Below are 25,716 nucleotides of genomic sequence, written 5' to 3'. Positions count from 1 at the left end.
GGGCGATTGCGTGAAAAAACCAGAATCTTTTATTTTTTCATATATGCGGCCGCTGCGTCAATTGAAATTGGCCGGGTGGAATTGATCACCGCCAGCAGCGCGGTGCCCACATCCGCAAACACAGCCGCCCACATGGTGGCCAGACCCGCAACCCCAAGGACGATAAACACCGCCTTGATGGACAGGGCCAGCACAATATTCTGCCACACAATCCCCCGGGTTTGTTTGCCCATGGTCACGGCGTCTGCCATTTTCTCCGGCGAGCCGGTCATGAGCACCACGTCTGCGGTTTCAATGGCGGCGTCCGAACCCGCCGCCCCCATGGCCGCACCCACGTCGGCCCTGGCGATCACCGGGGCGTCATTGATCCCGTCGCCCACAAATGCGACCTTTTGCCCCTTGCCGGCATCGGCCTGGATTTTTTCAAAAGCCGTCACCTTGTCCCCGGGCAGAAGATCGGCAAAATAATGATCAAGGCCGAGGGTTTCCGCCACTGTTCGGGCTGTTTCAGCGTTATCCCCGGTAAGCATCACAATCCGGCGCACGCCGTTTTGGCGCAGCCGGGAAATCGCTTTTTGCGATTCTTTCCGGATGCGGTCGCTGATAATGATATGGCCTGCATAATTTCCGTCCACGGCAACATGCGCCACAGTGCCGCTCTGGCGCTGCCCGTCCCGGCCGGGCAAAATTCCCTGAGCGCGAAGATACCGCCCCGAGCCCACGAGGACGTTCCTGCCGTCAACCCGGGCGGCAACCCCTGAACCCGAAGTTTCCCCGTGCCCGGAAACACCTTCCGGACTCACAGGCTCCCCGTTTTTGTCAAACGCTTTGACAATGGCCCTGGCAATGGGATGGTTGGAATACTGCTCGGCCCTGGCTGCAAAGGCCAGCACCTGCTCAGCGCTGTATCCGTTTGCGCTTTCAACGCCATTGACCTCAAACACGCCCTCAGTTAGGGTCCCGGTTTTGTCAAACACCACGGTGTGCAGTTTTGCCAGCACATCCAGATAATTTGAACCTTTGACCAGCACCCCGTGCCTGGAGGCCCGGCCGATGCCGCCGAAATAGCCCAGGGGAATACTGATCACCAGCGCACACGGGCAGGAGATGACCAGCAGTACCAGGGCACGGTAAATCCACTGCTGAAACCCGGCACCGTCGATTAGCATTGGCGGCACAAAAGCCACGGCCGCGGCCGCGGCCACCACCGCCGGGGTGTAATATCGGGCAAAGACTGTGATAAACTGCTCAGTGGCGGATTTGCGGGCGGCTGCATTTTCCACCAACTCCACCATCCGGGCGATGGAGGACTGATCATAAGGGCGGGTGACCGCAATGGTGAGGGTGCCTGAAAGGTTGACACCCCCTGCCAGCACCTCGTCTCCCGCACCCGCCCCTCTGGGCACGGATTCCCCTGTGAGGGCGGATGTATCCACCTGGGAGGAGCCGTCCGTGATCCGGCCGTCCAGGGGGATTTTCTCCCCGGGCTTGACCAGAACCAGGCTGCCCACGGCCACACTCTCCGGTGCCACCCGGGAAATTCCGGCCTCGGTTTTCAAATTGACCACATCCGGCCGCTGGGCCAGCAAGGCGGCAATGGAGCGCCTGGATCGCGACACGGCCAGGCCCTGAAGAAACTCTCCGGCCCGGTAAAAGATCATCACGCCCACGGCCTCTGAAAAGGCACCGATGGCCATGGCCCCCAGGGTGGCAATGGCCATGAGCACATTTTCGTCAAAAAAATCGCCCCTCACCAGCGTACGCCCGGCTGCCGCCAGAATCCCAACGCCTGCAGTCAAATAAGCCGCTGAAATGAAAACATAAAACCCAATTACCGGAAGGCGGATTACATCCGTATATTCCAAAAGCAGCACACCGGCAAACAAGACTGCCGCCGCAACAAGTTTTATAACCTCGCGCCGCACATCAAAGGCCTCGTCCCCGCCTGCGGGGGATGAATGACTGCATCCGCATGAAGCACAGCACTGCGGGTCACGCCCGTGCGCAGCCGCTCCGTTAAGACTATCTATAGATTCAGACATGACAATTTCCTTTTTCAATCAGGATGACTGGCTTTCCATGACGTGCTCCATGCCCAGTTCCAGAACCCGGCGAATATGCGCATCATCCAGGGAATAATAAATCACCTTGCCTTCCCGCCGGTATTTGACCAAACGGGTTTGCTTCAATATCCTGAGCTGCTGGGAAACGGCGGACTGCTTCATCCCCAGAAGACAACACAGATCGCAGACACACATTTCTGCTGCGGACAACGCCCAGAGAATACGGATGCGGGTTTGATCCCCGAAAATTTTAAAAAACCCGGCCAGATCCGCAAGACCCCGTTCTTCGGGCATGGACGCATCCACCTGTGCAATGATATCATGATGGATTACCTTGGTTGCACATACTTCCGCAATGTTTTGACTTTCCGGCACTGTCATTTCCCCTTTTCTTTCCGGACGGCCGAAATACGACCGACCTTTTCAATCAATTGATCATATGAATATATAATAATATTATAAGAAACGGATTGATTGTCAAGTGCAATCTTGTCTTTCATCTGTCCGGTCCCGGCAGAGCATCACTGGCTTTGGATCGGGACCGGCAAAAGGGGGTGACACCGCCCGTTGTTTGACAATTGTGCAAAACCGCTTTATTTTGATTGACAAAATAGCCAATCGACTCCAACACAAGCCTCTGAGGACAATTGTGATTCTTGTTATCGGCGAAATCCTCGTGGATATTTTCCCGCAATACCGGCGCATCGGGGGGGCACCTTTTAATTTTTCCTATCATCTGCAGCAAATGGGCCTGCCGGTCTGCTTTATTTCCCGGATAGGGCAGGACCCTATCGGCAAAGAAATTTCTGACTTTCTTTGGCAAAACAAATTTGATGCCGGCCACATCCAGTCAGATTCCCGGCATCCCACCGGCAAAGTGATGGTTCACCCTCAACAGGGCGGCAGCCACAATTTTGAAATCATAACCAATACCGCCTATGACCACATCCAACTGCCCGAGTCACCGGAGGATGCAAAAAATCAAAGCCCGAAACTGATCTATTTTGGCACCCTGGTTCAGCGCACGCCGAAAATGGCCGCCCGTATGCAGCAGTTTCTCGACAATCGCGGGGATTGGAGCAAATGCTTCTGTGACGTCAACCTGCGCCCGGGATGCTACAGCAGCGAAACCGTGCTGGCCTCCATCGCCCGGGCGGATATCCTTAAAATCAATGACGAGGAACTCAAGCAAGTCCGTGAGATGACCGGCCGACATGCCGAATCCGAAGACGACTTCATCGACTGGCTCATGAAAACCCATGACATAGAGATGGTTTCGCTGACCATGGGGGAACAAGGCAGCCGCCTCTACACCCCGGGCTTCTGCCATGAAACCCGGGTGCCGGACAAAGGGCCGGTTGTCGATACTGTGGGCGCCGGTGATGCCTATGCCGCAGTGGTGGCCCTGGGATACCTGAAAAACTGGTCACCGGATCACATCCTCGAGCAAGCCGCTGCTTTTGCCGCCCGCATTTGTCAAATCCAGGGCGCCATCCCGGAAAACCGGGATTTTTATTTGCCATTGCTTCAACGCACCACAGGAGGGCTCAATGACGGAACCGGATAAACAGCTTTATATCCAGATGTTTAGCATCCACGGTCTGGTCCGCTTTCAAAACCCGGAACTGGGCCGGGATGCAGACACCGGCGGCCAGGTGCTTTATGTGGTGGAATTGGCCAAGCACTTAAGCCGCCGCCCGGATGTGCGCCAGGTGGACCTTTTTACCCGCCTGATCGACGACCCGAGGGTCTCAGACGACTATGGCCGGCCTGTGGAACAGTTCAGCGACAATTGCCGGATTGTGCGCATCCAGTGCCGGGGCAAGCGATACATGCGTAAAGAACTGCTCTGGCCGCACCTTGACGAATATGTGGACAAGGTCATCAAGTTCATCAAAAAACAAGACGATATCCCGGATCTGTTTCAAGGCCATTACCCGGATGCGGGATATGTGGCCATGAGGCTCTCAGAGCTCTACGGGCTGCCATTTGTTTTTACCGGCCATTCCCTGGGAATTCCCAAAAAACAGAAATTGCGAAACGACGGCATGCGGGAATCGGAAATAAACAAAAAATACAATATTGAAACCCGCATCCAGACAGAAGAGCAAATCCTGAAAAAAGCCGACCTGATCGTTACCAGCACCAACCAGGAAATCGAGGATCAGTACGGACTCTACAAAAACGCCAAAACCCCGGAATACAAAGTAATTCCACCGGGCATCGACGTGGAGCGGTTCCATCCCTATTACCATGATCGGCTGCCGGAAATAGAGAAATCCGAATTTTGCAAATATGCCCAGGCCAGTCTGCTCAACCAGATGGAAAGATTTCTGATGTATCCGGACAAACCCCTGATCCTGGCCCTTTCCCGTCCGGACAAGCGCAAAAACATCTCGGGGTTGGTCCAGGCATTCGGTGAGGACCGCGAACTGCAGGCCATGGCCAACCTTGCCGTGTTTGCCGGCATCCGCAAGGATATCAACGAAATGGAAGAAAATGAAAAGGATGTGCTCACGCGGATGCTGTTGATGATGGACCGCTATGACCTCTATGGAAAAATGGCCATTCCCAAAAAACATGACGTGGAATACGAGGTGCCCGAGCTTTACCGAATTGCCTCGGAAAAACGCGGGGTGTTTGTCAACCCGGCTCTCACGGAGCCCTTTGGCCTGACTCTACTGGAAGCTGCAGCCACGGGCCTGCCCCTGGTGGCCACAAACGACGGCGGCCCCAAAGATATCATCGGCAACTGCGAAAACGGCATTCTCATCAACCCCGATGATCCGGGAGAAATCGCTGATGCCATCCGCAAAATCCTCACAGATGAGGAATTGTGGCAGCAATACTCCAAAAACGGTATCATGAACGTACGCCGGTACTACACATGGGACAGCCATGCCCAAACCTTTACAGAGGCCGTGTTCCAGCTTCTGGATGAAAGATTTGGCTCCAGCCGGCAACAAAGGGCCTCTGCCAGGGAAAAATCCGTTGGCAAGCGATTGTCAAAAGTCAATTTTTTCCTGATCACCGATATTGACAACACCCTGATCGGCCAGGACAACAACGATCTTGCCGAGTTGATCCAGTGGCTTACGGAAAACCGCGCAAAAGTGGGATTTGGCGTGGCCACAGGCCGGCGGTCGGAATCGGCCATGGAGATCCTGGAAAAACACGGTCTGCCCCGGCCGGATGTGGTGATCTCGGACGTGGGCACGGAAATCTACTATGGCCGGGATCTGCAGTATGATCCGGGATGGGATACGCATATCGCCCACCGCTGGGAGCCGGAAAAAATCAAAAACACACTGAAACAATTCAGCTTTCTCAAGTTCCAGGACCAGGCGGCCCAGCGCAAATACAAGATCAGCTACGACTTGAATCCCGGAAAAGACCGGATTGCCAAAATCCATGACGCCCTGACAAAAAACAAGATCCGCTACACCCTGGTCTATTCCCATGAAAAATATCTTGATATCATTCCCTATCGGGCATCCAAGGGCAAGGCCATTCGATATTTAAGCTATAAATGGGAAATTCCCCTGTCGCATTTTCTGGTCAGCGGGGATTCAGGCAATGACGCGGAAATGCTGCGCGGCGAGCAAATGGGCGTGGTTGTGGGCAACTACAGCCCGGAACTTGAAGAATTAAGAGGGGTCAACAAGATCTATTTCGCAAAAGCCCCGAGCTCCGGTGGTATTCTGGAGGGTATCCGGAAATACCGCTTTACCGGGGCCGGCTCCCCGAAAAACCGCAAAAAATCATAAAAATCCCGGACTTTGGGATGCCGGGCTATTGTTTTTTGCCCAGGACCTTGATAAACATTTTGAAAATCCTGGGATCCAATGCGCCCTGCATTTCATCGCCCATGATCTTTAATGCTTCAAACGGTGTTTTGGCCTGGGCATAGGACCGCTTTGAGGTAATGGCGTCATAGACGTCACAACAGGTCAGCACGCGCACCGGCACGGGAATCTCCTCCTGCTGCATGCCGGTGGGATATCCGGTGCCGTCGAATTTCTCATGATGAAACACAATACAATTCAAACTCATCTGCGGCAGGTCCACATTGGTGCACATGCGCATGCCGTGCACAGGATGAAGTCTGATCTGTTTCCATTCCTGTTCGTTTAACGGCCCCGGCTTGTTTAAAATCCTGAGCGGTACGTGGGTTTTGCCGATATCATGAAGCAAAGCCCCCACGCCCACGTCCACCAGGGTCTGCTCCTCCCATTCTTCGGCCAGGCAATTCATGAGCATCATGGTATAGGTAAACACATGCACGCCGTGAGAAAAAGTCTGATAATCATGAGAAACAAACCGGCCGATATTTTCCATGGCCTCGGGGGTGGACAAAAACGAAAGGCTTGATTTCACGACATGGCTCACACCTTCAAGGGTATTTTCGTCCAGTGCCGGCATTCGGTCTTCAAAGATTTTTTGGACCTGCCCGGCGGTAATGTCCAAAAACACCCGCGATCGGACATCCACGGAAATTTCCGGATCATTTAAAATCCACTCCAGGTTGTCGAGCATATAGGTTTCATAGGACGGCTGCTGATCATACGGAATATAAACCGTATCAATGCCGTTTTCCACCAGACGCTGCTTGAGCTCATGGGAAAAATACTGGCGTTCCCGGGTGTAGAGCACGTATCGGCTGCCCCGTTTAAAATATACCTGGAAATCGGTCAGTGCATTGGGATTGAGCGTATCCGGGGACACGGGAAAATAATTTCCCTCCGGCTGCAGTTCGTTTCGGGATGCTTCACTTTTTTGCCTGTAGGAGGCGCCGCTCATTTTCAACTCCCCAACACCCTCAGATCTGTATAATTTTGCGCCGTAACCGTTGAATAGGACTTATCGGACAAAACCTGGGATTGTTTAGGCATGACGCCAAAAAAACATCGGTTTGGCGCCCTGCTCTTACTCATACATTTCTTCAAGCAACTCCAAAACCTTGCAAACCCCCGTCATGGAAAACCCGCCCACCGCCCTTCGGGCTTCCTTGGAGCCCCACGCCCGAATTCGACAACTCTGTAAAACATACTGGAAACCCCCTTTCGGCCTGACCAACTATTTGGGTATCCAAACCCAGAGGAACTCTTGGTAAAAACCAGTTGCTGAAACATCTTTCCAGAGCATCGGCCATGGGGCGGGGCGGGGTGGTTTGTTTGGCTGCATTGGCGCGGTTTCGGCATAAGATCGGACCGGGGTTTTGGCGTCCGGAATTTTAAACTGTCTGAGGGCGATCCGCCCGAGTTTTTAAAATTCCAGCCAAAGCCCCGGTCCAATCGCCGAAAGCACGCCGCAGACAAACAAACCGCACCCGACCCGGCACATGCGAAAACCGACAAAAGCTACTTATACCTTGGTTATGCCGATGTTGCGCTTGTGACTCCTTCTGGCTTGAAAGCCATGGTGGCTTGGAGGAAGGAAGCCCTGCGGCCGGGGGCGGTTTTTTTCGCTCCTGAGCCTTTTTGCGGATTCAGCCGATGCCTTCGCCGAAATTTCAAAAACTCGGCCTTACGGCCTCAGACAGTTTGAAATTTTCCGGCTCCGGCACCGGCTGAATTTTCCCGCAAAAATTCTCAATGTCGCTTCTAAAACCCGCCCCCCGCCCTTCGGCCTTCCTTGGGAGTCCTATTCCAAATTCGAGAACTCAGTAAAACACATTAAAGACCCCCTTTTAGACTGATCAACTCTTTGGGTATCCAGATTCAAAAGAACTCTTGGTGAAAAAACCAGTTGCTGCCGAATATTGCCAGTGCTTTGGCCATGGGGCCGGGCGGGGGTGGTTTGTTTGGCTGCATTGGCGCGGTTTCGGCATAAGATCGGACCGGGGTTTTGGCGTCCGGAATTTTAAACTGTCTGAGGGCGATCCGCCCGAGTTTTTAAAATTCTAGCCAAAGTTCCGGTCCGATCGCCGAAAGCACGCCGCAGACAAACAAACTTCACCCGACCGGCCCCATGCGAAAACAGGCACAAGCGGATTGTGCCCTGGTTACGGCCATGCTGTCGCTGTCACGCCTCCTGCGGTGAAGATGGCGGCTTGGAGGAAGGAAACCGTTTTGTCTGCTCCGAAGCGGTTTCATGGCCTATTTCATCTATTTTGAATGTTCAACTTATGTTGAACACTATATTATTAATAAAAATTATTTGATTTTTAATTTTGTTCATTTATAATTATATTTCAACATGCGTTAAAAATATGATTATAAACAAAATTATGATGTTTTTTTATTAAAAAATACCCATATCAAGGCCCTCACAGGTGATGCAAAAAAATGACAGGCAAGCCCTTGTCCGCAGATGAACTGCAGAAAACCGTGCAGGAAAAACTTGAAGCGCTTTTGGATGAAACCGGAATGGTGGACAGCACAATTGTCCAAAGGCAAATCCGCGACAACGATGGCCCGGATTTTGTCATGGAAGTTTTCGGACAAACCGGCACCCGTGTGCTGCTGGTCAATACCCGCGCCAGCGGGGAGCCCAGACTGGCAAGGGAGGCGGTCAATCACCTGCTGGTCCAGAAAAACAACTGGTCCCATGCATTTCCGGTGTTTACCGCCCCATACATATCCCAACAGGCTGCTGAAATCTGCCAAAATCACCAGGTAGGATACATGGATCTTGCCGGAAACTGCAAAATCGCCATAGACGGCCTGTTTCTCCACACCCGGGGGCGGCCCAACCCCTATACCAACAAAAGACGCCTGAAATCCCTCAATCGCCCCAAAGCCGCACGGATTCTGCGGGTGCTGCTCTGTCATCCACGCCGGCACTGGAAAGCCAGGGATCTGGCCGCAGAGGCAGGGGTAAGTCTGGGGCTGGTTTCCAATGTAAAGCAGATTCTAAAGGACCGGGAATGGATCGACAACAGGCGGCAGCAGATCATATTGGCCCGCCCCCGAAAAATCCTGGAGCACATGGCATCGGCTGACAGCTCCCGTGAACCGGTTTCCTTTTTTTACGCATCCGCGGATTTTCTCCAGGCGGAAAACACAATAGCGGCAAACTGCCGCAAAAAAGGGCTTCAGTTGGCCTTTACAGGATTGTCTGCGGCCGTGCACATGGCCTCGGGCATTAACTATTACCGCCAAATTCAGGCAAGGATTTACGGGAGTGCGGAGCTGGAAGCAGATGAACTGGGATTTGAAAAAACCGGAGCAAAAGATGCCAATGTGGCTGTGGTACACAGCGCAGATCCAGGGGTTTTTTACGGGGGGCATCCTGTTCAGGCCGCATCGCGCCTGCAGTACTGCCGGCCTTCAGAGAAAACTGTGGCTGATATTGAAAAAGATATCCGGGTGCCCATTGCCGGCGTGTCACCGGTACAGGTATATGTGGATCTGAAAGCCGGGTTTGCAGGCGGGAACAAGGAAGCGGAAAAAATCTTACAGCAGGTGCTTGAACCATCGTGGTAGTATGTTTGCCGGCATACCAGGTCGTGGCTCTTTATTGGTTTTCAGGCAACGGCGTCTTTGCCTTGTATCCGAACCCGTCTAAAATCACCTGCAGCGCCCGGTCGGTTTTCGGGGTGTAGATCACCGGGGCCAGAAGATTAAGCGTAATGCTTTGATCATCGTGAAAGGTAATGGTGGTGAGCACAAAGTAGGGATCCGAGTCACTTATGGCAAGCTTTTCCAGTTCCTCGGAGCCCGGGGCGATCTGGTAATCCGGGAAAAACAAAGCCGGGTTGATCAGAAGAAAGCTCAGATGCGGTTCATCAACGCTTTGGAAACAAAACAGGGGGTCGTCTTTGCCCCTGTTGGGAAGCACAACGAAATCGCGCAGCCCTTCAAACCCCACAAGCCCCTCGGGAAACCGGACCACTTTTTCAGGATCATACAATACCTCCCCAAAAGGTGTCTGAAGAGTTTTTCTCCGGTCAGTTTCCTGGGAACTCAATTGCCTCCCCCTTTTTTCATAAGCACGGCTTCCAGAATATCGCGTTTTTCCGCATCCCACTGACTGGCTTCCCGGTTCTCCCTGCATATGCGGTCATACACCTCTTGACGATAAATTTTCCGATCCCGCGGGGCTTCAATCCCGATTCGGATCTTGCCGTCCTGGCTTTCCAGGATCGTGACTTTCACATCATCGCCGATGATGATTCCCTCACCGGCTCTGCGGGTCAATACAAGCATCTGCCGCCCTCCCTGGCGCTGCATCGGACATGGATTGATTTTTCCGGGCAAGCCCGGCCGAAACCAGGCCGTTCATGAGACATGCCTATCTTATAAAAATTTCACATGAACGGCCTGTCATGTCAACGATAAACACAGAGACTGCCGGCAGATACAATGGGAGGGCGAAACCCAAGTTATACTTTTATAGCTAAATCAACGCATTTCCCGGTTCAATTTTTCCAAAGACGTTTCTTCGTCGTAGATGCCGGCAGAGACAGTATAGTCCTGTCCCGGGACATTTATGGCAAATGAAATCTTTCGAAAATCTCCTTCGTGGCCAGGGCGGGGCCAGTAGTAGTCAAACCAACCGCCATCCGGCTCTTGGGCAACACTGCAAAGCTCAGAAACAAAATATGTTCCTCTTGTACCTTGCAACTCGGACTGATCAGGACCGATCAATTCCGGGATGAAAGGATGCGCCACTGCCGTGGGAACACTACAGTCTGCTACGAATACATAACTATCTTTCCAGACGAATTCACCCTCTGGGTTGTTAAACTCTGAAAGCGCATCATCTCCTAATACTTCAAGAACATCTGCCGCTTTGATACACATTTCATAAACTTCTTCCACTGTCGCTTTTTGCTCGGCAATGGCAGAATTGATAAAACCAAAACCACAAAAAACAACCATCGCCATCAGCCAAAATACTTTCTTCACAAATTACTCCTTTCTCTGATCTGATAATCATTTAATGCTCCCGTAAAAGTTCCAGAACTGATATAATCGCCAACAATAAATAACATCTTGATTTTACTTAACACTTAAACACTTAAAACTTAACACTGCCTGTAAAAAAAACCTTTTACAGGCCCATCAATCATTTCTTATTTAAAAAAATTTTTACCGCATAAAATCCAGAATGGAGAGCTTGGAAATACGGGTGGTGACATTTAATGCCGCTTCAAATGCGGTCTCCTGCTGCACCAATTTGGAGAACACTTCCAGTGCGTCGGCATCCTCGTAGCTTGACAGGATCTTTTCAAACTCAATGGCCGCACCGCTTAACTGCTCGCTGGCCCGCTCGATGCGCCATGCATTGTTGCCCATCCGCCCCCGCAGACGCCGGACCTGGTCGGCACTCTCCTCGAGCGTTTCCAGGCCATTGTTCATGGCTGCCTCGTCATTGTTCTTTATGGCGGCTTCAAAATCCTTTAAAGCGGCAAAAAGATTTTCACCGTCCGCGTCTGTGGTGCCGTCATTGTCATAATCGCCCAAAAACAACTCATTTCCGGGCAAAGCCACCTGAACCTGTTTGCCGGTACCGATGTCCACGGTCTTTGCGTGACCATCACCGTCATACTCCACATGCCAATCATCCGGATTGGCCGGATCGGGAATCTCCACCCGAAAAGGCACCGTGCTTTCCGAATATCCGGCGTACATGTATTTGCCCCCGTTCTGGGTATTGGCCGCCTGGAGCAGTTCATCGCGCAGCTGGCCGATCTTATCGGCATAGGTCTGGCGGTCAGCTTCATTGGCCGCCCCGCTGATGGCGGCAATTCCGGTTTCCTTGGCCGCCACCAGGATGTTTTCCACCTGGTCCAGACTGGAGTCAAGCACCTGCATCTCCCCCTGAGCCATGGACATTTGGTTCAGGCTGCGCTCGGCGGCCTGGGTCTTGACCCGGTAATCAAGTACGGGCCGGATGCCCGCGGGATTGTCCGACGGGCGGTTCATCTGCTTGCCAGTGGCGGCCTGCTGGCGTAAATCATAGAGCCGGTTCGAGGCCCGCTCCAGATTGGATGAAAGCATGCGGTAATTCATGGCCAGGGTGGATTTCATATGCGATTACCTCTTTAACCCGATAAGCGTGCCCATCATTTCATCAATGGTCTGCACAAACCGCGAGGAGGCTTCAAACCCCCTCTGAAACAAGGTCAGGTTGATCATTTCCTGCTCCAGCGAAACCCCCACCATGGATTCGCGCAGATTTTCCAGCTGATCCATGGTGTCGGCCGCACCCTGCCGGGCCATGGTGTTTCTCCGGGTTTCAGTTCCCACTGTGGCTGCGATCCGCCCGTATGCGTCCACAAATGTTTGATCGCCGTTGATAAGCTTTGAGCTGTTTAATTCATGGATCGCCATCGCATTGACATTGTCACCGGGGGCGCCTTCAGGAAACCCGGCTGCAGCCACCTGGTCGGTGGAATCGACAGCCACCGAGATTTGCTCGGAGCCGGCAGCGTCAAAAAAATTCCCGTCAGTGTCTTCATCTATAAAATCGGAGAGCTGGCTGAAATCGGATTCCACATCCGCTCCCCGGGTTTTCGGGGTCAGGTCCAGATGATAATCGGTCCCGTCATGCACCACCGAAGCAATCACGCCTGCATCGGAGTCGTTGATGGCATCCCGGATGCCGTAAAGGGAATTGTTTTGTGCATCAATGGTGATGGTGCTATCGTTGATCTCGATCTCTCCGGTATCCAGAGTAAGGGCTGCGGGATCCGCAAATCCGGTTTCACTCTGAACCGATGCCGGCCGGGTGAAAAAGGACCGCCCCGTATTGCCGTCCAGGTCATAGCCGGCTTCATGCTGGGCGTTGACATTGGTGACAATGCCGTGGCGCAAATCATCGAGATCCTGCTCCAGTTCAGGGATGAACTGGTCGCGCAATTCCATCAGCCCGCGGAATTTACCGCCGAAATTGGTTCTGTCGGTTTCCAGGACAACATCACCGGACCGGATCTGTATTTGCAGGTTTCCGCCCTCGTAATAGCCTTCAAACCCCATGGCCCGGTTTCCCTGCACCAAAGGAACCCCGCCGGGCAGCTGTAGGCCGACCTGGCCCTGTCCGGTTTCAAAAGTCTGCACGCCAAGGAGTTCCGAAAGCTCCTTGACCACCACATCCCTTTCGTCCAGATCGGTGTTGGCCACATGGCCCAACGACTGCTTGTCCTTGATACTGGCGTTTAGCTCGGCGACTTTCTGGAGTTTTAGATTAATGCCGTTGACCTCGGCATTCAGGCTGTCATTGATATTCCGGCGCACATCCACAAGCCCGGATTCCAGCTGGGAAAAAGAGTCCAGCAGATTTTCTCCCTTGTAGATAACCTGATCGCGCTCCACCGAGCCGCCCGGATTGGCGGAAAGATCATGCCACGCCCCGAAAAAACCCTCGATTTCCGAGGCCAGGGAATCTTCGCCAATGCCCATGATCCGCTCGATTTCAGCTAAAGGACTGCTTTTGGCCTCCTCGCGGCCCAGCACATCGCCCTGCTCCACGAGCTGGCCGGAAACAAACTTGTCATATTCCCGGTTAACGGTTTCCGCATCCACGCCCTGACCCAGAAGCAGGCCGTTCATGTCTATCGCCTTGCCGGGCGAAACACTCAGGGTCTGCCGGGAATAGCCCGGAGTATTGACATTGGCGATATTGTTGCCCGTGACTTCCACCTGCTTCTGGTGGGTCAAAACCCCGCTTAACCCGGCGTGCAATGCGATATTTAAACTCATGGCCTAAGCCCTCCCGGAAAGCAGCGCCCCACTGTGACGGGCCCGGGCCACGCATCCGTTGCCCTTGTAGGATGCCGGAGATATCTGGTCGTTGATAAAACAAACAGACTGACGGACCCATTTCAGGGCGGACCAGAAAAAATAAGCATTTCTAAGGTTTTCCGAGTACACGGCATCGGCCATCTGCCGTTCCTGCTCGGTCAATTCTCCAAGGGAATCCACCACCGGAAGCAATTCCTGCAGCAGCGACTCCTTGCGGCCGGTCAAAGCCATCATTTCATCGACTTGCAATCCGCTTGCGGCCTTGCGCTCCCGGGCGATCAGGTCCTGAAGCTCCCGCAGATATGCCGGCAGTTCGGCTCTATTCATGGCTTTGGGTTCCCGCGATATACTGCAGCAGGCTCTCGGCCACCTTGACCGAATCCGGGGAGTAGGAGCCGTTTGCAATCTGCTCCTTGACCGAATCAAGCCTTGCCTGCCGCTGTGCGTCCGCGGACATATCGTTGTTAACACCCTGCATTTCACGGAGTTCTTCTGAAAAAACCACCTTGTCGCCTTCCCTGGCTTTGGCTGTCTTTTCGGCAGCATTCACAGACTGCTTCTTGTGTATGGCCTCAAACTGCTTTACCACATGCGCCGGATCTATCTTCATGGCCTTATGTCCCTTGATTGCATCCCTGCCGGCCTGAAATCCGAATCCGGGCGAAATGCACCGGATTTTCATTTTCAGGCCCGTTTTTGATACGTTTTACCTGTTTCTGATATTACTTATCGGCAAGACTGCAAAAAAACTTTAAAATATTTTTCAGTCCGATCCTTCCCCGGTGCCCTGCAGCTGCCTGTAAAGCTGGTCTGCCAAACCAAAACCCCCCTTTCGGGCCATGTCCCGGGCCACTTCCATATCCATCATCTCGTCGAAAAGATCAGAGGCCATGCCCGTATCCAAAAGCTCTGATTCCGGAATGGTTTTTCGCATTTCCTTAAACATGGATTGGATCAAAATGGACTCAAAGTCCTGGCAAATCGCCCGGAGCGCTTCGGGATCATTGCGGTTTGCCGGATCATCGGTTTTGCCCGCGCCGGCCTGCGGCAGGCTGACGGCGGGATCAAGTGCCAGTTTCATGGGATTTTATTTCCTTTGCATGCATTACATCACAACCAGCTCGGCCTGAAGGGCGCCTGCCGCTTTTACGGCCTGAAAAATGGCGATCACGTCCCGGGGCGTAACACCGATGGCATTTAAAGCCGCTGCCACATCACCCACATTGACACCGCGCTCCATGACCATGAAACGGGCCTTCTCTTCTTCCACTTCCAGTTCGGTATCAGGCACCACAACGGTCTGCCCTCCCCGGCTAAACGGGGCGGGCTGGGAAACACCGGGTCTTTCCCGTATGGTCAGCTTGATGTTGCCATGGGCGACCGCCACGGTGGAAAGGCGGACATTTGCGCCCATGACGATGGTGCCGGTTCTTTCATTGACCACGATTCTGGCCTTTGCATCCGGCTGGACCTCCAGATTCTCCAGGCGGGAGAGAAACTGCACCGGGCTGGCGGAAAAATCAGCGGGCAAGTCCACGGCCATGCTCTTGCTGTCCACCGCCCGGGCGATATTTTCCTCAAATCCGGAATTCACCGCTGTCACCATCCGGGAAATGGTGGTAAAATCAGCTTCCTTGAGATGAAACACATACGGGCCGTTGCCCGGCAAAGAAAACCCCACTTCCCGTTCCACCAGGGCCCCGTCGGGGATCCGGCCCACCGTGGGATGATTTTTTTCAACAGAGGCCGCCTGCCCGGAAAGGGAAATTCCGCCAACGACCACCGATCCCTGGGCTACGGCATAGACCTCATTGTCTGCTCCCATAAGCGGCGTGCGCAGAAGCATTCCCCCGGACAGGCTTTCGGCATCGCCCAAAGACGAAACCACGATGTCGATTTTGGTGCCGGCCCGGGCAAAGGGCGGCAAATTGGCGGTGACCATGACAGCAGCCACGTTTTCCACATCGATTTCACTGCGGTCCAGGGTCATGCCCATGTGCTCCATCATGTTGGCCACGGTCTGCATTGTGATCCCGTTCTTATCGCTGTCTCCGGTATCGTTTAACCCCACCACCAGGCCGTATCCCAAAAGCTGATTGTCGCGCACGCCCTGCAGTTCGGTCAGATCCTTGATCCGCGCACTGAAACCGGAAGCAGACCAGGCCAGCATCAGACACAGGACCATGGAAATTGTCAATTTTTTCATATCCCTCTTCCTTTCATCAGAAAGGCCAGGCAATGTCAATGAGCCGGGCCAGCCAGCCCGGACGCTGTTTTTCGGATATAATCCCATCGCCGGTATACTCGATGCGGGCATCGAGGATGTATTTGGAATCAATGGTATTATAAGCTGTGATGTCATAGGGACGGACAATCCCTGTCAGCCGTATAATCTGGTCCTCATTGTTAACCCGCACAGTCTTGGAACCCTTAATTCTCAGATTTCCGCCCTCCACTTCTTCCACGACCCGTGTGGTCAGGGTGGCCGACAGCCGCTCCTCCCGGGAAGTGCTGCCCGAGCCTTCAAAGGAATTGTCCGTGCTTGCAGAAATCAGACTCGACGGATCGAGGTTGGGGTTCTTGTTGGCCAGGGCAGTTTCGTACCCAAATAATTTGGGAATACCCACAGAGGCCGAAGATGATCGTCCGGTGGAGGTTTCTGCCTCCTTTGCCGCGCTGGCCTGCTCGGATATGGTGACAGTGACGATATCGCCCACCCCGGTGGCGATATTGGCAGCAAACAATGAACTGCTGCTGTTTTGCCAAAGCGATCCGGTTTGGGCCCGAACCGGGGTTTTCTGCTGCTGCCCGGTTTGCCGGTCCTGCTGCGCTGGTTTTTCAATAAGCCTGGATTGCTCTCCGGGCCCGGGTTTTTGCTGGCCCGCGCATGCCCCCAGTACCAGGGCGGCCATCAACAGGATGAATAATTTTGATTTCATTTTAAAACTCCACCCGCACCTGTTTTCTTCCGGTCACCTCGCAGATGACTTCTCTTTTGGAACTCATGTTCTGCACAGGGATCACTTCGCCCTTTTTGCCGTTTACCGTTGCCATGCCCCGGGCCCGGATGCGCATGGGTCCCTGATCCAGAATCATTGTCACCACCTCCCGGCGTTTGACCAGAACCGGCGCATCCAGATCGTTTTTCTCCAGCACCTGCCCCATGGACACAGCCCGCCTGACGCGCTTTCCCACAGCTGATTCCGGATCAAGGCAGGGTCGGCGCAGGTCGGCAATATTTTTTTCCCGCATGACCAAATCATTTTCAGTGACCACATTGTTGCGCCCCAGTTTCCGGGCGGCTGTCACCACGGGCAGATAGGCCCGGATCCGGCCGGCAATACTGAGGTTTTCCACCACGTTTCCCTCCACCCGGACAATCACCGTAACTTTTCGGGCATCCAGTATTCGGTTTCCGGCAAACAGAATTTCATATTCAGCCTGACCTTTTGGAAGACTAAGGCTTTCCGGGGGGTTGCGCATTTCAAAGGCCACCTTTTTGGCCCCGAGATGCGAAAGGGCTGACTGCAGGTGCTCGTTGACCACGGTCTGGATCTTTCCCTGAGAAAGCCTGGCCCCGTCATGGCGCACGCATACCTGTTCCGCCCCGCCCCGCTTGATTTTCCGGTCTCCGGAAACAGCCTGCCGCACATAGGCCACAAGCGTTCGGCTTTTATAACACCGGGTTTCTCCCGGATCCGGGGCGGCAAAAAGCGCTGTATCCGCCAACTCCCGGGTTTCGAAGTCAGCAGTCAACTCCGCCACATCCCCGATGGTAAGCATATCCGAGCGGGCCACCACATCGGCTTTAAATGCGACTTCCAGGCCGGAAGCCGAAAAGGGCGCCGCAATAATCAACAACAGGCAACAAAGGAAAGCACGCATAAGATTACGCCAAAAGCTGGGTGGTTTGCTGCAGGATTTCATCCGCGGCCTTCACGGCCTTGGAATTGACTTCATAGGCGCGCTGGCCAGAAATCAGGTCGATCATTTCCTGCATGATGCTGACGTTGGACCCTTCCAGAAACCCCTGGGCAATGCCGCCGAAACCATCATTGGCCGCCTCTCCGAGTATCGGGTCCCCGGATGCGTCGGATTGCTGAAGCAGGTTGTTGCCCAGGCTGATGAGTCCGGCCGGGTTGCCGAAACGGGCCAGTTCTATGGTTCCGATCTCATTGCCGGCGGCCTCGGAGTCAAGAAATGCCGTGACCGTCCCGTCCTGGCCAACAGCGATCTTGGTGGCGTTTTCCGGAATCACGATCTCCGGAATCACGGGATTTCCGTCGGCTGTCACCAGTCGGCCCTCACTGTCTTTTTTAAAGCTTCCGTCCCGGGTATAGGCGGTTTCACCATCGGGCTGCTCCACCTGGAAAAACCCGTTTCCTTCAATGGCCATGTCCAGGTCATTTCCGGTTCTCTGCAGATCCCCGACCGTATGCACCTTTTCCACAGAGGCTGTGCGGGTGCCCAGCCCCACCTGAATGCCGGTGGGCACCTGGGTGTCGGCCGTGGCCGCGCTGCCCACGGCCCGTGCGTTTTGATAAAGCAGGTCCTGAAAATTGGCCCGGCTTCTTTTAAACCCGGTGGTATTGACATTGGCCAGGTTATTGGCAACCACATTGATATTGGTCTCCTGGGCCTCCATACCGGTTGCTGCAGAATATAGAGCTGTAATCATGAGGTTATCCTTGTCATTCTTTGGTTGGTTGACGCTATCCGATCCGCCCGATTTCGCGGGCCTTTTCGCCAAGATCGCTGTAAAGTTTCATGGTATTGAGATAGGCGCTGTAGGCCCGCTGGGTTTCAATGAGCTGCGTGGTCATGCGCATGACGCTGACATTGGAGTGCTCAAGGCTGCCCTGGTGGAGCCGGGCGCCGTCTGCTGCCGGCTGCTCCTGTGCGTCCCCGTCAAGGGCAAAAAGACCGTCCGGCCGCTGATTCAGGGACTGAATATCGGATATCCCATAGATGTCCACCTGCCCGATCTGCACGCCGTCTGCGGTGATCTGCCCCTTTTCGTCAATGTTTACGTCATTGTGCGGCAGGTTCACCGGGCCGTTGCCGCCAACCAGCTGCAACCCGCCCGTGGCGGTTACCAGATTGCCCTCTCCGTCTAAACGAAAGTTGCCCTGACGCGTATAAAAAAATCCGTCTTCCCCGGCCACTTTGAAAAATCCTTCTCCCTCAATGGCCAGGTCCAGACTGCGGCTGGTTTCCACCAGCGGGCCCTGGGAAAAATCAATATACCGGGATGCGGTGCGGCAATAATTCATGCCCTTGCCCGAACCGTTCTGGAGCTGATCATTGATCAGGGATTCAAAGGACAACTGGCTGGCCTTGTAGCCGATATTGCCCGCGTTGGCCAGATTGTTGATCGATGTTTCCATTTTCTGCATCCTGGCAATACCGCCCGAAAGGGCGCTGTAAATTCCTGATCCCATGCATTTTCACCCTTGTTTGGTTAAAACCCGAAAAACCGGCCGTGATTTTAAATCCTTTACAGAATGCTTATCGGCGGCTTGCGGATATGGTTTAGGGACAAACCGCCCGAAAAAACATCCCTGACCGGGGTTATGCGGTTTTGCCTGTCATCCTGGCCAGCAAAAGCATCTGATCTGCTTCCATAAGCGAAACATCCATAATTTCCGAAAGCTCGGCTGCGCCCAGCCCGGAACGTGCCAGACGGGCCACATGCCGGTATTTGGCGGAAACATCATGTGCCGGCATTTTATCAGCTTGCTCAAACCGGGCGCTTAGCTGATCTGAAGTCAGGCTCCGGGCCTGGGTGTCCGTGTTCTCGCAAACGCTTCCGGCCCGGTCTTCCATTTCCCGAAGCCGGCCGTTGAGTTCATTGATCCGGCTGTTTATGGACAAAATCACCCGGCGGCACCAGATGGCAGCGGCCAGGACAACGGCGCAGGCAATGCCCGCCAGACAAAACATAAAGATCACTAGAGTCGTTAGGGAGTCCATTTGCACAATCCTTGAAAACCGCTTCAGGCTATTGGGGCAGCGTTGCCTTTAGCTTGACCAGCGCCTGGCTGTGAAGCTGTGAAATCCGGCCCTCGGAAAGTTCCAGGATGCCGGCAATTTCCTTCTGGGTAAATTCCTCGTAATAAAACAGCGTCACCACAAGGCGCTCTTTTTCCGTCAGGCTGTCAATGGCGCCGGCCAGCATACCCACCAACTCCTTTTTGCCCAGGGAGTCCTCCGGGCTCCGGGTGCGGGGATCCTCGAGCTGATCCATAAACGTATCGCCGCCGGAATCGCCGTCTAGCACCTCATGGAGGCTGACAATTCCCAGGTGGCCGATTTCGTTTAACATCTTGTGATACTGGCCCAATTCCATGTCCATGGCCCCGGCGATCTCTTCTTCCGTGGGCGTCCGGCCCAGATCCTGCTCCAGTTGTTTGATCTCCCGGAGGACCCGGTTGTGCTTTTCGCGCATGGACCGTGAAAACCAGTCCATTTTCCTGAGTTCATCGCGAATCGCTCCCCGGATACGGGTTTCCGCATAGGTTTTAAACATCACACCCCGACACGGATCAAACCGGGCAGCAGCTTCCATGAGACCGTGCATTGCAGCGCTACGCAGCTCGTCCATGGAAACGAATACCGGAATCTGGGGCCGCATCCGGCATACGACAAAATCCACAAAATCCAGGTGGGACCGGATCAGCTCATCTCTTTGATCATATACATTTGCCTGATACATCATTGTGCCTTCCTCTTTTCTACCGGGCTTCGCTGCAGGCCAGCAGCTGTTTCCAGAAAAACTGCTGCGTGCCCTTGGGTGCCAGGGTTTCAGACTCCAATTCCATTGTGTCCACCAGTTCGGCAAAAGCCAGACTCGGCCGGGAATCGGGATACAGCTCTGCAAGGGTTTTTTGCCGGCGCACCGAATCTGTGAAGCGGGAGTCCAGTGGTATAGCGCCCAAAAAATCAATCGAGATGTCAATAAAACGGCTGCTGACCAGGGTGAGCTTGTGATAAACATCCAGCGCCTCGTTCTCCGATGTCACGCAATTGACAATCAGCTTGAATGTTTTTTCATAGTACCGGGTGGAAAGCAGCTTCATCAGGGCGTATACATCGGATATGGCCGTGGGCTCCGGGGTGGTGACCACCAGGATCTCCTGGGCGGCCACATTAAAATAGGTGACGTTTTCGGAAATACCCGCTTCGGTGTCAATGAGCACCACATCAAACTTTCCGTGCAGGGAATCAAGGCCCTCCATCAAAGAAAGCTTCTGATCGGGTTCCAGGCGGGTGTATCGCTGTACCCCTGAGCCGGCGGGCAGGATGGTGATCTGCTCTGCTGCCGGAACCAGGATTTGCTCAAGGGTTTTCTGGCCGGAGAAGAAATGATTCAGATTAAACCTGGGGCTCACACCGAAATACAAATCAATATTGGCCAACCCCAAATCCGCATCAATAATCAGCACCCGATATCCCTGCCGGGCCATGCTCACCGCCAGGTTGGCCACGCAGACCGTCTTGCCCACTCCGCCCTTGCCGCTGGTCACAGACATCACCCGGGCGGTCCTGGGACTTGTTTTGTCCATAAACGTCTCCATTTCAAAATCCCGGCTCAGTTGACGCAGTGTTCCGGCCTGATCCGGGTATCCGGGGTATTCCATTGTGCCACCACCTCTTCAGGGTTAAGAATCATTTCCGCCATGTTGTCCGGCTCGGGAAACAACAAGTCCTCCGGGACCTGCTGACCATTGGTGAAAAAAGAAAGCGGCCGTCCGGCGCAGACAGCTGCATTAAGGATTTGTCCCATCATCTCGCATTCATCGAGCTTGGTGAGCACCAGGCCGGCCGGATCCAGGGAGGAAAACCGGTCAATGGCCATTTCCAGGTCCTGCTGGCCGGTGGTGGCCGACAACACCAGGTGATTTTCCGTTTTCAGGGCCGGATCCAGATATGCGGCCAGTTCATTGCGGCGCATGTCATCTCTCGGGCTTCTGCCGGCTGTGTCCACCAAAATCAGGTCCTTGTCTGCGTGCCTTTGAAAGATATCGGCCAGCTGATCCGGCGAGCGGGCCAGTTCAACGGAAACATCCATGATCTGCCCGTAAATCTTTAATTGTTCGGCTGCGGCAATCCGGTAATTGTCAATTGTGGCAAGGACGATTTTCTTTCCGTAATGAAGCATGGCGCAGGCCGCCACCTTGGCAATGGTTGTGGTTTTGCCGACGCCCGTGGGCCCCATGAAAACAAGGCGCCGCTGACCGTGCAGACCCGCGGACAAGGGATTTTCAATCCGGATATGATCACGGATGCCGCGAATGAGTAAATCCCTGGGGTCCGGATCCTGACCGGCCAAAAATTCGTCTTCATGTCGACATGCCGACTCTGCAAGCAACTCCAGCACTGAATCGCTGATGCCCAGCCCGGACAGGCCCGGCAGCCTTCCGCCCTGCGCTGGTCCGGCCGGCAACCCCCTTTCCATCCGGCCTTCCCATCTGGCCACCTTTTTGGATAGATTTTCAAAAGAGCGCTTCATTTGCCGAAATTCCGCCATCAGCCCGCTATCTTCCGGCGGATTTCCGCTGTCCGGATCCGGCGAGGATGCGGCCGGTTTCCGGGTTTTTTCCAGAACCTGCTGGAAACCGGTTCCGGCCGTATCCGAAGAGGCCGGGGACAAATCCGCATCCACAGCTGCAGTCACTTCAATGCCGGAGCGGTTGACCCGCCCCTGCTTGCTGTCTGCCAGGCTTCGGGTGGATAAAATCAGCGCATCCGGCCCCAGGGCTTTTTTGACTTTTTCGATGGCCGAACGCATATCCGCTGCTTCAAAGACTTTAACCTGCATTGAACCTCACCGTGCCCAGGGATTGAATTTTGACCTGCGGGGCCACCTCGTTATGGGAAATAACCGTCAGGTTGGGAAAATATCGTTCGGTCAATTTTTTGACATGGAGTCGGATTGCCGGCGGACAGAGCAATACCGGGCTGGCGCCGCCGGTGAATTTCTCCATTTGCCGGCCGATGCCTTCCAGAAGGGATCGGACCTTTTTGGGCTCAAGGGCCAGCGCGCCCCCCTGTCCGCCTCTTTGAACCGAACCGGCAACGGTTTCTTCCACGTCGTGATCCAGGGTGATTAGCGCAAGGGTATCGCCTTCACCCGCCACTGATGCCGTAATCTGACGCGCCAGGGCCTGTCGGACGTATTCGGTGAGTTGATCCGGGTCCTGGACAGCAGGCGCCCAGTCGGCCAGGGTCTCAAGAATGGTTCTCAGATCCCGGATGGATACATTTTCCCGTAACAGATTCTGCAGCACTTTCAACACGCCTCCAAGGCTCATGAGATTGGGTATCAGTTCATCGATCAGCTTGGGGTAACTCTTGGAAATATTATCAAGCAAGTTCTGTGCCTCTTGTCTGCCGAGCAACTCGTGGGCGTGCCGTTTGACCACTTCACTGATATGCGTGGCCATCACCGTGTTGCAGTCCACCACTGTATAACCGGCCATCTGGGCCCTTTCCTTCTTGTCTTCGGAAATCCACACCGCAGGCAGGCCGAAAGCGGGTTCCACTGCAGAAACGCCCTTGATTTTCTCGGTTGCCCCGCCCGAGTCCATGGCCAGGAAATGACCCGGGGTCATCTCTGCGGATGCAATGGAAACCCCCTTTAGCAGCAGCCGGTATTCATTGGGCTTTAACTGCAGATTGTCCTTGATATGCACCGGCGGCATAATAAAACCCATGGAAAGCGCAAACTGCTTGCGGATCGACCGAATGCGGCCGAGCAGCTCGCCGTCCTGGGAGGCGTCCACAAACCGGATCAGGCCGTAGCCCACCTCCAGTTCCAGCAGATCCACGCTCAGCAATTGTTCGTAATCCTCTTCCGCCTCGGTTTCGGGTTTTTCCGGCTGGACTTCGGCTTCGGCCTGATCAGCTTTCTGCTGCTTGCCAACAAAATGGGCCATGGTTAACAAAAGCAGGGAAAGCACAAGAAACGGCAGGAAAGGCAGTCCGGGAATCAGGGCAAAACCGAGCAAAATCCCGCCCACAACCCAGATGGCCCGGACATGAACGCTGAACTGATTTTTCAACTGGCTTCCGAAATCGCCCAGCCCGCCGCTTCGGGAAACCAGAATGCCCGCCCCGGTGGAGATCACCAACGCAGGAATCTGGCTGACCAGACCGTCTCCGATGGTGAGGGTGGTATAGTTCTGGGCGGCCTCGCCAAGCGGCATGTTCTGCTGAAGCACGCCGATAATAAACCCGGCGCAAACATTGATCATGGTAATAACAATGCCGGCAATGGCATCGCCGCGCACAAACTTGCTGGCCCCGTCCATGGCCCCGAAAAAGTCGGCTTCATTGGTGATATTCTCGCGCCGGGTGCGGGCCTGTTCTTCATTGATAAGACCAGCGTTTAAATCCGCGTCAATGGCCATCTGCTTGCCGGGCATGGCATCAAGGGTAAACCGCGCCGACACTTCAGCCACCCGGCCCGCGCCCTTGGTGATCACGATAAAATTAATCACCACCAGGATCAGAAACACCACAATGCCCACCACGTAATTGCCGCCAACAACAAACTGTCCGAATGACTGGATGACCTTGCCCGCGGCAAATTCGCCGGTATGGCCCTGAAGCAGGATCAGACGGGTGGAGGCCACGTTCAGGGAAAGGCGAAACAGGGTGGTGACCAGCAGCACCGTGGGAAAAATGGAAAATTCCAGGGATCGTTGCACATACAGGGTGATGATGAGAATCATCAGGGCCACGGTGATATTCAGGGCCAGAAACAAGTCCAGCAGCATCGGGGGCATGGGAATGATCATTACCAGCAGAATCATCACCAGTCCCAGGGACACAAATACATCGCTTCGGAAAAAAATCCGGTCCCACCGCTGCGCCATTATTTCACGAATCATTTCTTTTCCCCGTTTTTCAGGCTGTATACGTAAGCCAGAATTTCAGCCACTGCCTTAAACATGTGCTCCGGAATCCGGGCCCCGATTTCCACTTCATACAAAGACCGTGCCACAGGCGGATTTTCCACAACCGGCACATTGTGTTCAGACGCGATTTCCCGGATGCGCCGGGCCATGTGGTCCGAACCCTTTGCCAGTACCTCGGGGGCATCCATTTCCTGACGCCTGTAGGAAAGGGCCACCGCGTAATGGGTGGGATTGGTGATGATCACATCCGCTTTGGGCACATCCTCCATCATCCGCCGCCTGGCCATATCCCGCTGAATGGCGCGAACCTTCTGCTTAAGCTGTGGGTCCCCCTCGGTTTCCTTGTTTTCCTCCTTGACCTCCTGTTTGGTCATTTTCATCTTTTTTTCCATCTCCCATTTGGAAAAGATGTAGTCGACCAGGCCAATAAAGGCCAGCAGCAGACAGCACTTGACCAGAATCACAAACACCACGTCCGCCATAAAGGAAACAACCCCGGGAAGCGCAACACCGGCAAGGCCCATGAATTCATCAAACCGGCCAATCAGGGTCCAGTATGCCAGCACACCCACAAGAATAATTTTACCGAAGGATTTCAGGGCCTCAAAGGCAGAGCGCTTGGATATCATCCGGCCCAGGCCCTTGATGGGATCGAGCTTGCTCAGATCCGGCTGAAGGGGCTTTGCCGTAAACAACACCCCCACCTGCAGATATCCGGCAAGCACCCCCAGCACCAGGCCCGTGAGCAGCAGGGGCCAGACAATGGCCGCACATCCGGAAATGATAAAAACCATCATGGGACGCATGGAACCCACCGATACCGGCAGCTCGCTGCAGGTGCGCCAGAAAAAGGCCAGAAAGGCCTGCAAATCCGACCAGAAAACCGGAGCATAAAAAGACCAGAGCACCAGCAGGCCGGTTAAGAGCATGGCGGTGTTGACCTCGCGGCTCTGGGCCACCTGCCCTTTCTCCCGAAACTCCCGGCGCCGCTTTTCAGTCGGGTCCTCGGTTTTTTCCTGCTGCTGTTCCTCGGCCATTTCA

The 25,716-nt window shown here is 54.2% G+C and carries 25 protein-coding genes; 3 read left to right on the top strand and 22 right to left on the bottom strand.

The window, feature by feature from the left end:
- Positions 1 to 29: 29 nt before the first annotated feature.
- Complete coding sequence (locus HNR65_RS08185) at positions 30 to 2,042, bottom strand: heavy metal translocating P-type ATPase (RefSeq protein WP_181550985.1); 2,013 nt, start codon at positions 2,040 to 2,042, stop codon at positions 30 to 32.
- Between the two features lie 18 nt (positions 2,043 to 2,060).
- Positions 2,061 to 2,444, bottom strand: coding sequence for an ArsR/SmtB family transcription factor (locus HNR65_RS08180; RefSeq protein ID WP_181550984.1), 384 nt, complete (start codon positions 2,442 to 2,444; stop codon positions 2,061 to 2,063).
- 268 nt (positions 2,445 to 2,712) lie between these two features.
- On the opposite strand from HNR65_RS08180, the gene HNR65_RS08175 reads away from it, so the two are divergent.
- Entirely contained in the window at positions 2,713 to 3,630 is a 918-nt protein-coding gene (locus HNR65_RS08175; RefSeq protein ID WP_181550983.1) for a carbohydrate kinase family protein, read from the top strand.
- Positions 3,614 to 5,830, top strand: a complete 2,217-nt coding sequence (locus tag HNR65_RS08170; protein WP_181550982.1) for an HAD-IIB family hydrolase — start codon at positions 3,614 to 3,616, stop codon at positions 5,828 to 5,830. The genes HNR65_RS08175 and HNR65_RS08170 overlap by 17 nt, the downstream gene beginning before the upstream one ends.
- A 25-nt stretch (positions 5,831 to 5,855) precedes the next feature.
- Here HNR65_RS08170 and HNR65_RS08165 read toward each other — a convergent pair whose 3' ends face one another.
- Complete coding sequence (locus tag HNR65_RS08165; RefSeq protein WP_181550981.1) at positions 5,856 to 6,863, bottom strand: HD-GYP domain-containing protein; 1,008 nt, start codon at positions 6,861 to 6,863, stop codon at positions 5,856 to 5,858.
- A gap of 1,487 nt (positions 6,864 to 8,350) precedes the next feature.
- On the opposite strand from HNR65_RS08165, the gene HNR65_RS08160 reads away from it, so the two are divergent.
- Complete coding sequence (locus HNR65_RS08160) at positions 8,351 to 9,490, top strand: hypothetical protein (RefSeq protein ID WP_181550980.1); 1,140 nt, start codon at positions 8,351 to 8,353, stop codon at positions 9,488 to 9,490.
- 31 nt (positions 9,491 to 9,521) lie between these two features.
- Here the strand turns inward: HNR65_RS08160 and HNR65_RS08155 are convergent, their stop codons facing one another.
- The 19 genes from HNR65_RS08155 to flhB all read right to left on the bottom strand — a co-directional run bounded on the left by HNR65_RS08155 (position 9,522) and on the right by flhB (position 25,712).
- Positions 9,522 to 9,974, bottom strand: coding sequence for a flagellar assembly protein FliW (locus tag HNR65_RS08155; RefSeq protein WP_232364693.1), 453 nt, complete (start codon positions 9,972 to 9,974; stop codon positions 9,522 to 9,524).
- A complete protein-coding gene (gene csrA, locus HNR65_RS08150; RefSeq protein WP_181550978.1) occupies positions 9,971 to 10,213 on the bottom strand; it encodes a carbon storage regulator CsrA in 243 nt (80 codons plus the stop codon). Before csrA ends, HNR65_RS08155 begins: the two co-directional genes overlap by 4 nt.
- Positions 10,214 to 10,408: 195 nt before the next feature.
- Positions 10,409 to 10,915, bottom strand: coding sequence for a cache domain-containing protein (locus HNR65_RS08145; protein WP_181550977.1), 507 nt, complete (start codon positions 10,913 to 10,915; stop codon positions 10,409 to 10,411).
- A gap of 183 nt (positions 10,916 to 11,098) precedes the next feature.
- The gene (locus HNR65_RS08140; protein ID WP_181550976.1) at positions 11,099 to 12,040 is read right to left on the bottom strand and encodes a flagellin N-terminal helical domain-containing protein; all 942 of its coding nucleotides are present in this window, start codon (positions 12,038 to 12,040) and stop codon (positions 11,099 to 11,101) included.
- A gap of 6 nt (positions 12,041 to 12,046) precedes the next feature.
- On the bottom strand, positions 12,047 to 13,711 hold the full coding sequence (gene flgK, locus HNR65_RS08135) for a flagellar hook-associated protein FlgK (protein ID WP_181550975.1): 1,665 nt from the start codon (positions 13,709 to 13,711) through the stop codon (positions 12,047 to 12,049).
- Between the two features lie 3 nt (positions 13,712 to 13,714).
- A complete protein-coding gene (locus tag HNR65_RS08130) occupies positions 13,715 to 14,080 on the bottom strand; it encodes a hypothetical protein (protein ID WP_181550974.1) in 366 nt (121 codons plus the stop codon).
- Entirely contained in the window at positions 14,073 to 14,363 is a 291-nt protein-coding gene (gene flgM / locus HNR65_RS08125; RefSeq protein WP_181550973.1) for a flagellar biosynthesis anti-sigma factor FlgM, read from the bottom strand. The genes HNR65_RS08130 and flgM overlap by 8 nt, the downstream gene beginning before the upstream one ends.
- Before the next feature lie 153 nt (positions 14,364 to 14,516).
- Positions 14,517 to 14,834 (bottom strand): rod-binding protein, encoded by a 318-nt coding sequence (locus tag HNR65_RS08120; RefSeq protein ID WP_181550972.1) that lies wholly within the window; start codon positions 14,832 to 14,834, stop codon positions 14,517 to 14,519.
- Positions 14,835 to 14,858: 24 nt separating this feature from the next.
- On the bottom strand, positions 14,859 to 15,959 hold the full coding sequence (locus tag HNR65_RS08115) for a flagellar basal body P-ring protein FlgI (protein ID WP_181550971.1): 1,101 nt from the start codon (positions 15,957 to 15,959) through the stop codon (positions 14,859 to 14,861).
- A gap of 16 nt (positions 15,960 to 15,975) precedes the next feature.
- The gene (locus tag HNR65_RS08110) at positions 15,976 to 16,692 is read right to left on the bottom strand and encodes a flagellar basal body L-ring protein FlgH (protein WP_220128317.1); all 717 of its coding nucleotides are present in this window, start codon (positions 16,690 to 16,692) and stop codon (positions 15,976 to 15,978) included.
- Position 16,693: 1 nt separating this feature from the next.
- A complete protein-coding gene (flgA, locus tag HNR65_RS08105; RefSeq protein WP_181550970.1) occupies positions 16,694 to 17,638 on the bottom strand; it encodes a flagellar basal body P-ring formation chaperone FlgA in 945 nt (314 codons plus the stop codon).
- A 4-nt stretch (positions 17,639 to 17,642) separates the two neighbouring features.
- Positions 17,643 to 18,431 (bottom strand): flagellar basal-body rod protein FlgG, encoded by a 789-nt coding sequence (gene flgG / locus HNR65_RS08100; protein WP_181550969.1) that lies wholly within the window; start codon positions 18,429 to 18,431, stop codon positions 17,643 to 17,645.
- A 34-nt stretch (positions 18,432 to 18,465) separates the two neighbouring features.
- Positions 18,466 to 19,194: a flagellar basal-body rod protein FlgF gene (flgF, locus tag HNR65_RS08095; RefSeq protein ID WP_181550968.1), complete on the bottom strand. Its 729-nt coding sequence runs from the start codon at positions 19,192 to 19,194 to the stop codon at positions 18,466 to 18,468.
- Between the two features lie 130 nt (positions 19,195 to 19,324).
- Positions 19,325 to 19,726, bottom strand: coding sequence for a hypothetical protein (locus HNR65_RS08090; protein ID WP_181550967.1), 402 nt, complete (start codon positions 19,724 to 19,726; stop codon positions 19,325 to 19,327).
- A 28-nt stretch (positions 19,727 to 19,754) separates the two neighbouring features.
- The gene (locus tag HNR65_RS08085) at positions 19,755 to 20,471 is read right to left on the bottom strand and encodes a FliA/WhiG family RNA polymerase sigma factor (RefSeq protein WP_181550966.1); all 717 of its coding nucleotides are present in this window, start codon (positions 20,469 to 20,471) and stop codon (positions 19,755 to 19,757) included.
- Between the two features lie 16 nt (positions 20,472 to 20,487).
- Complete coding sequence (locus tag HNR65_RS08080; protein WP_181550965.1) at positions 20,488 to 21,393, bottom strand: MinD/ParA family protein; 906 nt, start codon at positions 21,391 to 21,393, stop codon at positions 20,488 to 20,490.
- Positions 21,345 to 22,574 carry a flagellar biosynthesis GTPase FlhF gene (gene flhF, locus HNR65_RS08075; RefSeq protein WP_181550964.1) on the bottom strand — a complete coding sequence of 410 codons (1,230 nt, stop codon included), beginning with the start codon at positions 22,572 to 22,574 and terminating at the stop codon, positions 21,345 to 21,347. The genes HNR65_RS08080 and flhF overlap by 49 nt, the downstream gene beginning before the upstream one ends.
- On the bottom strand, positions 22,564 to 24,648 hold the full coding sequence (gene flhA, locus HNR65_RS08070; RefSeq protein WP_181550963.1) for a flagellar biosynthesis protein FlhA: 2,085 nt from the start codon (positions 24,646 to 24,648) through the stop codon (positions 22,564 to 22,566). The genes flhF and flhA overlap by 11 nt, the downstream gene beginning before the upstream one ends.
- Positions 24,645 to 25,712: a flagellar biosynthesis protein FlhB gene (gene flhB / locus HNR65_RS08065; protein ID WP_181550962.1), complete on the bottom strand. Its 1,068-nt coding sequence runs from the start codon at positions 25,710 to 25,712 to the stop codon at positions 24,645 to 24,647. The genes flhA and flhB overlap by 4 nt, the downstream gene beginning before the upstream one ends.
- Between the last annotated feature and the right edge of the window lie 4 nt (positions 25,713 to 25,716).

This window comes from Desulfosalsimonas propionicica (assembly GCF_013761005.1).
GTDB lineage: Bacteria > Desulfobacterota > Desulfobacteria > Desulfobacterales > Desulfosalsimonadaceae > Desulfosalsimonas > Desulfosalsimonas propionicica.
Note: the sequence above shows the minus strand (reverse complement) of the source record. Positions and strands in the feature narration are given on the sequence as shown.

Bases quoted from the DNA above. Each gene is read 5' to 3' on its own strand.
- HNR65_RS08185 (WP_181550985.1), bottom strand. From the start codon at position 2,042: ATGTCTGAATCTATAGATAGTCTTAACGGAGCGGCTGCGCACGGGCGT.
- HNR65_RS08180 (WP_181550984.1), bottom strand. From the start codon at position 2,444: ATGACAGTGCCGGAAAGTCAAAACATTGCGGAAGTATGTGCAACCAAG.
- HNR65_RS08170 (WP_181550982.1), top strand. From the start codon at position 3,614: ATGACGGAACCGGATAAACAGCTTTATATCCAGATGTTTAGCATCCAC.
- HNR65_RS08165 (WP_181550981.1), bottom strand. From the start codon at position 6,863: ATGAGCGGCGCCTCCTACAGGCAAAAAAGTGAAGCATCCCGAAACGAA.
- HNR65_RS08160 (WP_181550980.1), top strand. From the start codon at position 8,351: ATGACAGGCAAGCCCTTGTCCGCAGATGAACTGCAGAAAACCGTGCAG.
- csrA (WP_181550978.1), bottom strand. From the start codon at position 10,213: ATGCTTGTATTGACCCGCAGAGCCGGTGAGGGAATCATCATCGGCGAT.
- HNR65_RS08140 (WP_181550976.1), bottom strand. From the start codon at position 12,040: ATGAAATCCACCCTGGCCATGAATTACCGCATGCTTTCATCCAATCTG.
- flgK (WP_181550975.1), bottom strand. From the start codon at position 13,711: ATGAGTTTAAATATCGCATTGCACGCCGGGTTAAGCGGGGTTTTGACC.
- HNR65_RS08130 (WP_181550974.1), bottom strand. From the start codon at position 14,080: ATGAATAGAGCCGAACTGCCGGCATATCTGCGGGAGCTTCAGGACCTG.
- flgM (WP_181550973.1), bottom strand. From the start codon at position 14,363: ATGAAGATAGATCCGGCGCATGTGGTAAAGCAGTTTGAGGCCATACAC.
- HNR65_RS08120 (WP_181550972.1), bottom strand. From the start codon at position 14,834: ATGAAACTGGCACTTGATCCCGCCGTCAGCCTGCCGCAGGCCGGCGCG.
- HNR65_RS08115 (WP_181550971.1), bottom strand. From the start codon at position 15,959: ATGAAAAAATTGACAATTTCCATGGTCCTGTGTCTGATGCTGGCCTGG.
- HNR65_RS08110 (WP_220128317.1), bottom strand. From the start codon at position 16,692: ATGAAATCAAAATTATTCATCCTGTTGATGGCCGCCCTGGTACTGGGG.
- flgA (WP_181550970.1), bottom strand. From the start codon at position 17,638: ATGCGTGCTTTCCTTTGTTGCCTGTTGTTGATTATTGCGGCGCCCTTT.
- flgG (WP_181550969.1), bottom strand. From the start codon at position 18,431: ATGATTACAGCTCTATATTCTGCAGCAACCGGTATGGAGGCCCAGGAG.
- flgF (WP_181550968.1), bottom strand. From the start codon at position 19,194: ATGGGATCAGGAATTTACAGCGCCCTTTCGGGCGGTATTGCCAGGATG.
- HNR65_RS08090 (WP_181550967.1), bottom strand. From the start codon at position 19,726: ATGGACTCCCTAACGACTCTAGTGATCTTTATGTTTTGTCTGGCGGGC.
- HNR65_RS08085 (WP_181550966.1), bottom strand. From the start codon at position 20,471: ATGATGTATCAGGCAAATGTATATGATCAAAGAGATGAGCTGATCCGG.
- HNR65_RS08080 (WP_181550965.1), bottom strand. From the start codon at position 21,393: ATGGAATACCCCGGATACCCGGATCAGGCCGGAACACTGCGTCAACTG.
- flhF (WP_181550964.1), bottom strand. From the start codon at position 22,574: ATGCAGGTTAAAGTCTTTGAAGCAGCGGATATGCGTTCGGCCATCGAA.
- flhA (WP_181550963.1), bottom strand. From the start codon at position 24,648: ATGATTCGTGAAATAATGGCGCAGCGGTGGGACCGGATTTTTTTCCGA.
- flhB (WP_181550962.1), bottom strand. From the start codon at position 25,712: ATGGCCGAGGAACAGCAGCAGGAAAAAACCGAGGACCCGACTGAAAAG.